The 8,277-nt window shown below is 55.7% G+C and carries 6 protein-coding genes; 2 read left to right on the forward strand and 4 right to left on the reverse strand.

All coding sequences use genetic code 11. The features are described from left to right. Window positions 1-3,207, forward strand: a 3,207-nt coding sequence (locus WBC85_RS10175) for an efflux RND transporter permease subunit (protein ID WP_424436235.1), incomplete at its 5' end; no start/stop codon positions are given. Window positions 3,208-3,271: 64 nt separating this feature from the next. Here WBC85_RS10175 and WBC85_RS10180 read toward each other — a convergent pair. The 3 genes from WBC85_RS10180 to WBC85_RS10190 form a co-directional block, all read right to left on the reverse strand. Beyond that, complete coding sequence (locus WBC85_RS10180) at window positions 3,272-3,820, reverse strand: methyltransferase family protein (RefSeq protein WP_424436238.1); 549 nt, start codon at window positions 3,818-3,820, stop codon at window positions 3,272-3,274. After that, complete coding sequence (locus tag WBC85_RS10185; RefSeq protein ID WP_424436242.1) at window positions 3,817-5,631, reverse strand: ABCB family ABC transporter ATP-binding protein/permease; 1,815 nt, start codon at window positions 5,629-5,631, stop codon at window positions 3,817-3,819. The genes WBC85_RS10180 and WBC85_RS10185 overlap by 4 nt, the downstream gene beginning before the upstream one ends. A 64-nt stretch (window positions 5,632-5,695) precedes the next feature. Continuing rightward, window positions 5,696-6,802, reverse strand: coding sequence for a LysM peptidoglycan-binding domain-containing protein (locus tag WBC85_RS10190; protein WP_424436245.1), 1,107 nt, complete (start codon window positions 6,800-6,802; stop codon window positions 5,696-5,698). Between the two features lie 99 nt (window positions 6,803-6,901). On the opposite strand from WBC85_RS10190, the gene WBC85_RS10195 reads away from it, so the two are divergent. Continuing rightward, window positions 6,902-7,441, forward strand: coding sequence for a TIGR00730 family Rossman fold protein (locus tag WBC85_RS10195; RefSeq protein WP_424436248.1), 540 nt, complete (start codon window positions 6,902-6,904; stop codon window positions 7,439-7,441). Between the two features lie 132 nt (window positions 7,442-7,573). Here WBC85_RS10195 and WBC85_RS10200 read toward each other — a convergent pair whose 3' ends face one another. After that, entirely contained in the window at window positions 7,574-8,173 is a 600-nt protein-coding gene (locus WBC85_RS10200) for a superoxide dismutase (protein ID WP_424436251.1), read from the reverse strand. Window positions 8,174-8,277: the final 104 nt, after the last annotated feature.

Genomic DNA, 8,277 nt, shown 5'->3' on the forward strand with positions numbered 1-8,277 from the left:
ATCAACTTTTCCGAATTCCCGATCATCATTGTAAACCTGACAGGTGACGTGCCTGAACGCACAATGGCGAAGGTCGCCAAGGACCTGCAAGACCGCATTGAAGGTCTGGACGCCGTGCTTGAGGCCGGTATCGCAGGCAACCGTGACGAGATGGTTGAGGTGTTGATCGATCCGCTCCGCCTTGAGGCTTATAACGTCACCGCGGGCGAGCTGATTTCTGTTGTCCAGAACAACAACCAATTGATTGCTGCCGGTGAAGTCGAATCCGCGCAAGGCACATTTGCGGTCAAAATTCCGTCTTCCTTCAACGACGTGCGCGATATTTATGCGCTGCCCGTCAAGATCAACGGTGACCGCGTGGTCACCTTGGGTGATCTGGCCGAAATCAGCCTGACCTTTGAAGATCGCAAAGGCACCGCCCGCTTTAACGGCGAAACCTCGGTTGCGCTACAGGTCGTCAAGCGTAAGGGCTTTAACCTGATCGACACCGCTGAATTGGTGAAAACCACTGTCGAAGACGCCCGCAAAGAATGGCCCGCCGCGCTGCAAGCCTCGGTCGATGTTGGCACGTCCAATGACCAATCGCGCACTGTTGGCTCGATGGTTAGCCAGCTTGAAGGCTCGGTCCTAACAGCGATTGCACTTGTCATGATCGTCGTGCTTGCCGCACTTGGCACGCGCCCTGCGCTGCTGGTGGGTTTTGCTATTCCAACGTCCTTCCTGCTGTGCTTTGCCTTTCTTGCGGTGATGGAAGTCACCATTTCCAACATCGTGATGTTCGGCCTGATCTTGGCCGTAGGGATGCTTGTTGACGGGGCCATTGTTGTGGTCGAATACGCCGACAAACGCATCTCCGAAGGCTCAGGACCGATGCACGCCTATGTGGAAGCCGCCAAGCGCATGTTCTGGCCTATCGTTTCGTCAACAGCGACAACGCTTTGTGCCTTTCTACCCATGCTATTCTGGCCCGGTGTACCCGGCCAGTTTATGGGCATGCTACCCGTGACCTTGATCTTCGTTCTGTCAGCTTCGCTGATCGTGGCGCTGGTCTATCTGCCTGTTATGGGCGGCGTTACAGGCCGTTTAAGCCGCGCCTTTGGTAACACCTCTGATCTGCTGCGCAACAACACACCTTGGTTTGTGCGCGCGCTTTTGGTGCCACCCGCGCTTTACCTCGTGTTTCTTGGCGCGATGCAAATTCTCAACCCCGGTTATCTATTTGGCGGCACGCCCATCGCCAGCGGATTAGTCGGCGCGCTGCCTGGCATCGCCTTGTTTCTGTTCGGGGCATTTGCGGCTTCCGTGACATTGGGTGCCGCCAGGATCGAGCGCCGTGTAAACAAGATCAAGTCAGGCCATCGCCGCACGCCATTCGGTTGGTTTATCAAAGCCATTGCAGGTAATCCGGTTATGCCGCTGGTCTCGATCGGGGCCGTTATTTTCTTTGTGATGTCGACCTTCACCTATTTTGGCGCGAACAACAAAGGCGTTGAATTCTTTGTTGAAAGCGAACCCGAGCAAGCCATCGTCTATGTTCTGGCGCGCGGAAACCTCTCGCTTGGCGAAAAGGATGCCTTGGTTGCCAAGGCCGAAGCCATCGTGCTGGCCCATCCCGGCGTCAAAACGGCCTTTGCTTTCGCGGGCGAAGGCGGCTTGAACACTGATGCTTCTGGCGGGCAAGCACCAAAGGAAACCATTGGTCAGGTCCAACTTGAAACCATCCCATGGGAAGATCGGCGCGATCGCCCGGAACTGGATGGTGATTTGGTTATTGCCGAACTGACCGAGCAACTTGAACAAATCCCCGGCATTCGCATCGAAATTCTTGCCCAAGCGCGCGGCCCTGCTTCTGGCAAGCCTGTTCACTTGCGCCTGAAAGGCGATGATTGGGATGATCTGGTCACAGCCACCCAAATTGCGCGCAGCAAATTTGAAGAAACCCCTGGCCTGACCCTGATTGAAGATACCCGTCCCCTGCCCGGTATTGACTGGCAGATCGACGTGGATGTGCAAAAGGCGGGCCGCTATGGCGCGGACGTCGCCACAGTTGGCGGTATGGTCCAGCTTGTGACGCGCGGCATCCTTCTGGATACCATGCGCGTTGACAGCTCGGATGAGGAGATCGAGATCCGCGTGCGCCTTCCCGAAGAGGATCGTGTCTTAAGCACCTTGGATTCGCTTAAAGTGCGCACACGTGACGGCTTGATCCCGCTCGCTAATTTCACGACGCGCAAACCGGTTGAGAAACTGGCAGAGATCAACCGCATCGATCAAAAACGCTATTTCGATGTGAAAGCGGCGGTGAAGCCCAATCTTACGAAAGACACCGGGGATGAGAACGGCGACACAAAAGTGGTTCCTATCAATCCCAATGAACGCATCGCGATGTTGACTGAATGGCTCGACACCAATCCGCTGCCTGAAGGGATCGAATTCGAATGGACCGGCGATCAGGAAGAAGAGGCAGAAAGCCAGAAATTCCTATCGACCGCTTTCGCAGGTGCGCTTGGCCTGATGTTCATCATCCTGTTGGCCCAGTTCAACAGTTTTTATAACTCGGTTCTGGTTCTCTTGGCGGTGGTCTTGTCCACTACTGGCGTGCTGATCGGGATGCTGGTGATGGATCAGGCGTTTTCCATCATTATGACAGGAACAGGCATCGTGGCGCTTGCAGGGATTGTGGTGAACAACAACATTGTTCTTATCGACACCTATCAGGATTACAGTCGCTTTATGCCGCGGATCGAAGCGATTGTGCGCACCGCAGAAGATCGCATTCGCCCTGTGCTTTTGACGACCATCACCACGATGGCAGGTCTTGCACCGATGATGTTCGGTCTAAGCCTCGATTTTATAGGCGGCGGTTATTCCATTGATAGCCCGACTTCGCTTTGGTGGAAGCAACTGGCAACGGCCGTTGTCTTTGGCCTTGGCATTGCGACGGTCCTGACGCTGGTCTTTACCCCCTCCATGCTGGCGCTACGTGTTTGGGCAACAACCTATCTGCATTGGTTCGCGCGCCTTCTGGCCAAACTGTCCCTTGGGCGCAGCAGCGCTGCGGCGCGTGATTGGGCATTGCAGCGCGATGCACGGCGGATCAAGGCACCGCTTATCATCTGGGGTGATGAGCCCGATCCTATCGAAGACTACGCGCCGGAGTCAGAGCCTGCGCCGATGATGAGTGCGCCGCTAAAAGCCGCTGAATAACACAGGTATGGGTGCGTGAAATCACGCACCCTACGTTGGGGCGCTGCCCCAAACCCCGAGGTATTTACAGACCAAAGAAGCGGGGCGTGGATGCCTTGTATTGGGTAAACGGCGCGCCGAATTTTTCTTCGAGCCATGGCTCTTCCAGATATGGCGCGACGATGTAGAGCACGGCCCAAAGCGCAAGTGGGACAAATACTTCTGGATGTGGCAAACACAGAGCCCAGCCCAAAAGGCCAAGCCATGTCGCCACATAAACAGGGTTGCGTGAAAAGGCATATGGACCTGTTGTTACCAGCCCCTCTGCCGCACCAAAGGCCTGTTTCCAACCGAGTTTTCCGGTGAACAAAAGCGCCGCGCCAAATCCGATCACGATCAAGGCAAATCCAACCACTGGCATCCAAAACCCGAGGTCGCGCGCGATAAGTGCGGATAGCGCGACCAGTGGATAAAGGCCAAGCCGAAACAGAATGCGAAAACTGCTGTGCTGCCAACTTGGTGCGCTTTCGGGCGGCCAATAGCGCCCCAGTCCGATGCGCGGCGCGCCAAGGGACAAGGCGATAATGCTAACGAAGCCGAGCGTGCTTAACCCGCTTAGCGCCCAGATAATCATGCCGCATCTTCAGATTGCTGGCGATGCCAAAGGCCGGCATAGCGCCCTGAAAGCGCCAGCAATTCAGTGTGGCTGCCCTGCTCGGCAATCTGTCCGTCTTCCAGTACAACGATGCGATCCGCGTCTGCGATCGTCGAAAGGCGGTGCGCGATGGTTATCACTGTGCGCCCCTGCGAGGCCAGCGCCAACGCGTCCTGGATTTCATGCTCTGTCCCGGAATCAAGCGCCGATGTCGCCTCGTCCAACAACAGGATTGGCGGGTTCTTGAGCAACGTGCGCGCTATGCCAACGCGTTGCTTTTCGCCGCCCGATAGTTTCAAGCCACGCTCGCCGACCGTTGTTTCATAGCCATCAGGCAGACCCAGGATGAAATCATGAATCTGCGCGGCGCGCGCCGCCTCTTCGATCTCAGCATGCGTTGCCCCGTCTTTGCCGTAGGCGATGTTGTAGCGGATGGTATCGTTGAACAGCACCGTATCCTGTGGCACCACGCCAATGGCATCATGCAGACTGGTTTGTGTCACATCGCGCACATCCTGCCCGTCGATCAACAACGCGCCGCCGGTAACATCGTAAAAGCGAAACAACAGCCGCCCGATGGTTGATTTACCCGATCCTGACGGGCCAACAATCGCAACATTTTGCCCAGCGGGGACATCCAGATTGACGCCTTTCAAAATTGGCCGCGCGGCATCATAGCCAAAGTGGACACCCTTCAGTGACACATGGCCACCGCTGACCTTCAGGTCTTTCGCGCCATCCTTGTTGGCCACTTCAGGGGGCTGTTCCAGCAAGTCAAACATTTCGCCCATATCCACCAATGCCTGACGAATCTCGCGGTAGACCGTTCCGAGAAAGTTCAAAGGCATGGTAATCTGGATCATATAGGCGTTGACCATGACGAAATCGCCAACCGTCAGGTTGCCCGCCTGAACACCCATTGCCGCCAGAACCATTACAACGACAAGGCCGGAAGTGATCAAAAACGACTGGCCAAAATTCAAAAATGCCAGCGAATAAGACGTCTTCAGCGCGGCAACCTGATAAAGTTCCATCGCACTATCATACCGGCGCGCCTCGCGTGCTTCGGCGCCGAAGTACTTAACCGTTTCGAAGTTGAGCAGACTGTCGATGGCTTTTTGGTTCGCGTCCGTGTCTTGGTCATTCATCTGCTTGCGTAGCTTTACGCGCCATTCCGTGACGGCAAATGTAAACCAGACATAAAAAGCAATCGTGACAAACACGGCCGCCAGATACCAAACATCAAACAGGTAAAACAGGATGCCCGCAATCATCAGCAATTCGAGCACCAGAGGGCCGATGGAAAACAGCAAGAACCGCAGCAGGAAGTCCACGCCTTTGACCCCGCGTTCGATAATACGGCTAAGCCCCCCTGTTTTGCGCCCGATATGATAACGCATCGAAAGACGGTGAATGTGCTCAAAGGTTTGCAAGGCCAGTGCGCGCAGGGCACCCTGCCCGACTTTGGCAAAGACCGCATCGCGTAATTGTTGAAAGCCGTTCGACATAAGGCGCGCGACGCCATAGGCGATGGTCAATCCGATTGCACCAATCGCCAGATCAGGTGCGCCCGCATCGGAAAGGGCATCAACCGCACGCTTGTAAAGCAGCGGCGTGCCAACGGCGACGATCTTGGCGATCAAAAGCATCGACAGCGCAAGAACCACTCGCTGCTTGACCCACAGCTTGTCGGCGGGCCAAAGGTAGGGCGCAACGCGGCGGATCGTGCGCCAGCCAGAAATTTTCTGATCGCGCGCAAGCGCCGCATCTGTCGGGGAAAGTCGTCTCATTTGCGCCGCGTCCTTTTGTTCAGACACAACAGATAATCACGACTTGCATGAATGACCAGCCAGCTTAGTCCGGAACTGTAAAAACCTGCCCGGGATAGATCAGATCAGGATCTTTGATCGTATCGGCATTGGCTTCGACCACCCGCGCATAAAGCGTTCCACTGCCATAGCGTTCGCGCGCAATCGCCCAAAGGGTGGCACCAGGTTGCACTGTGATCGCCTGTAGCGGTTTGTCCGGCGCGCTGGCTGCTGCCAAGACCGCTGCCGCCTCGCGTTTGAATGGGGTTTCAACGCGTGCAACCACATCGCCCGCTTTGTTCAATTCATCAACGCGCAATGTATAAATGCCGGTATCCACTTCGGGCAGCCCAACCTGCCAATCGCCATTAGCGGCGATCTGCGAGGTCACGACAGCGCGGTTGTCCAGGTAAACGCGCACAAACTCGCCCCCTGCGCGGCCCGTAAGCGCCACATCACCCGCGTCATTATAGGAAATAGCACCAAGCAATGACGTCATCGCATCAGGGCGCGGTCCTTGCAGAACACGCACGCTGTCTTTGCTCGCCAAAAGCACCGTTGGCTCTGGCACTGGCTCTGCAGCAACTGGCGCAGGCTGCGGTTCAGCTTCAACAGGTGGCTGCGGTGATCCAACGACGGAGGGCTGAGCCGCTTCTTGTTTTATGTCCTGCGGCGCGCTTGTTTTAGCCTTCGCAATGGGTGCGACGATTACCCGATCTTCGCTGCTCTCGCCGCCTTCAACATCAAGCGTCAAAATACGCGCGTCGGTACTTTCGGGCAGTGTAACGAAGCTGGCAAACTTGCCAGACCCATCTGCTTTCACCTCTGCAACCACCGCTTCATTCAGGCGGATTGCGACTGTGCTACCTGCAACAGCGCTGCCAGCAATCATCGCAGAGCCATCTGTCTCTACCCGCACCACATCAAAACTGGGCTGGTTAATCGCGGTGCTTTTCTCGGGCACCTCTGCAACAACTTGCGCGCTAGGTTCTGGTTGGGTTTGCACAACAGGGACAACCGCCTCAGGCAAAACCTGCGGCGCGCGATCAAACATGCCCCCCGCATAGGCCGCCAATAAGGCCGCTCCCAATACAGCAGTTCCAGCCCCCACAGCGACCCCCGTCCCTGAGGATAGGAAAGCAAGTTTACTCATTGTAACCCATCTCCTGACAGCCAGCTTTTATCGCAAGCTTTGCGCGTGTATAGCAAACACCAGCGCACCGGTCAAAACACGTAAAATAAGGGGCATTCCATGTCACAACGCTCAATCTGTGTCTTTTGCGGCGCATCCGATGGGGTCAATCCCGCCTTTGGCGCGGCAGCAGACGCCTTTGGAGCCTTGCTCGCACAAAACAATCTGCGCCTTGTCTACGGCGCTGGCGACGTCGGGCTAATGGGCCGCGTGGCCCGCGCAAGCCAATCTGCAGGTGGCAACACCTTTGGCGTGATCCCGCAACACCTGATTAATTGGGAGGTCGGCAAGAGCGATCTAACCACCTACATCGTCACCGAAACCATGCATGAGCGCAAAAAGGTCATGTTCATGAATGCCGACGCAATCGCTGTGCTTCCGGGCGGCGCAGGATCGCTTGATGAATTCTTCGAAGTGCTCACATGGGCGCAACTAGGCTTGCACACGAAACCCATCGTCCTGATCAACATCGCAGGCTACTGGGATCCGCTGATCGCACTGCTCGATCACGTCATCGCGCAAGGCTTCGCCAGGGAAAGCGTTAAAACCTTCTTCAAAACCGCCGCCTCCCCCGAAGATGCCCTTAGCCTCCTCAGCTGACTTCATTTTGCCGATAAACTCCCCGCGGAGCGTTCCGCAGTTGCAAAAAGCGCCGCCCGATCATCCGGACGGCGCATTTCAAATATCAGACTAAAAGCGCGCGGTAGCGCACAATTATATCAGTTTAACCGATCACATACGTGACGCGACGTTTTCCCAGTTCACAAGATTGTCCATGAAGTTGGACAAATACGCGGGGCGCTTGTTGCGGAAATCGATGTAGTAGGAATGCTCCCACACATCACAGCCCAGCAAGGCGGTCTGGCCAAAGCACAGCGGGTTCACGCCGTTTTCTGTCTTCGTCACAGCCAAAGAGCCGTCTGCATTCTTGACCAACCAGCACCAACCAGAGCCGAACTGACCTGCGCCAGCAGCTGCAAACGCTTCTTTGAACGCGGCAACCGATCCAAAGCTCTCGGCCAATGCCTTTTCCAGCTCCGATGGCATCGCAGATTTGCCAGGGCCCATCATTTCCCAGAACTGGTTGTGGTTCCACAATTGGGAAATGTTGTTGAAGATACCGTTCTGCGCGACCGAGGATGCATCATAAGTGCCTGTGATGATCTCCTCCATGGATTTGCCTTCCCACTCGGTACCAGCAATCAGCTTGTTGCCATTATCCACATAGGCCTTGTGGTGCAGATCATGGTGATACTCCAATGTCTCTTTGGACATGCCGTGATCGGCCAAAGCATCATGCGCGTATGGAAGTTTAGGAAGTTCGAATGCCATTTTGAAAGGCTCCTCTGTTGGGATGTCTTTGTTCAGATAGAGTGTGCCAGCCTAGTAACGTCAAGGGCTGGCGGGTGATTTTCAGCGAATAGATGAAGCTGCAA

The sequence above is a fragment of the Planktotalea sp. genome, assembly GCF_049680325.1.
Lineage (GTDB): Bacteria > Pseudomonadota > Alphaproteobacteria > Rhodobacterales > Rhodobacteraceae > Planktotalea.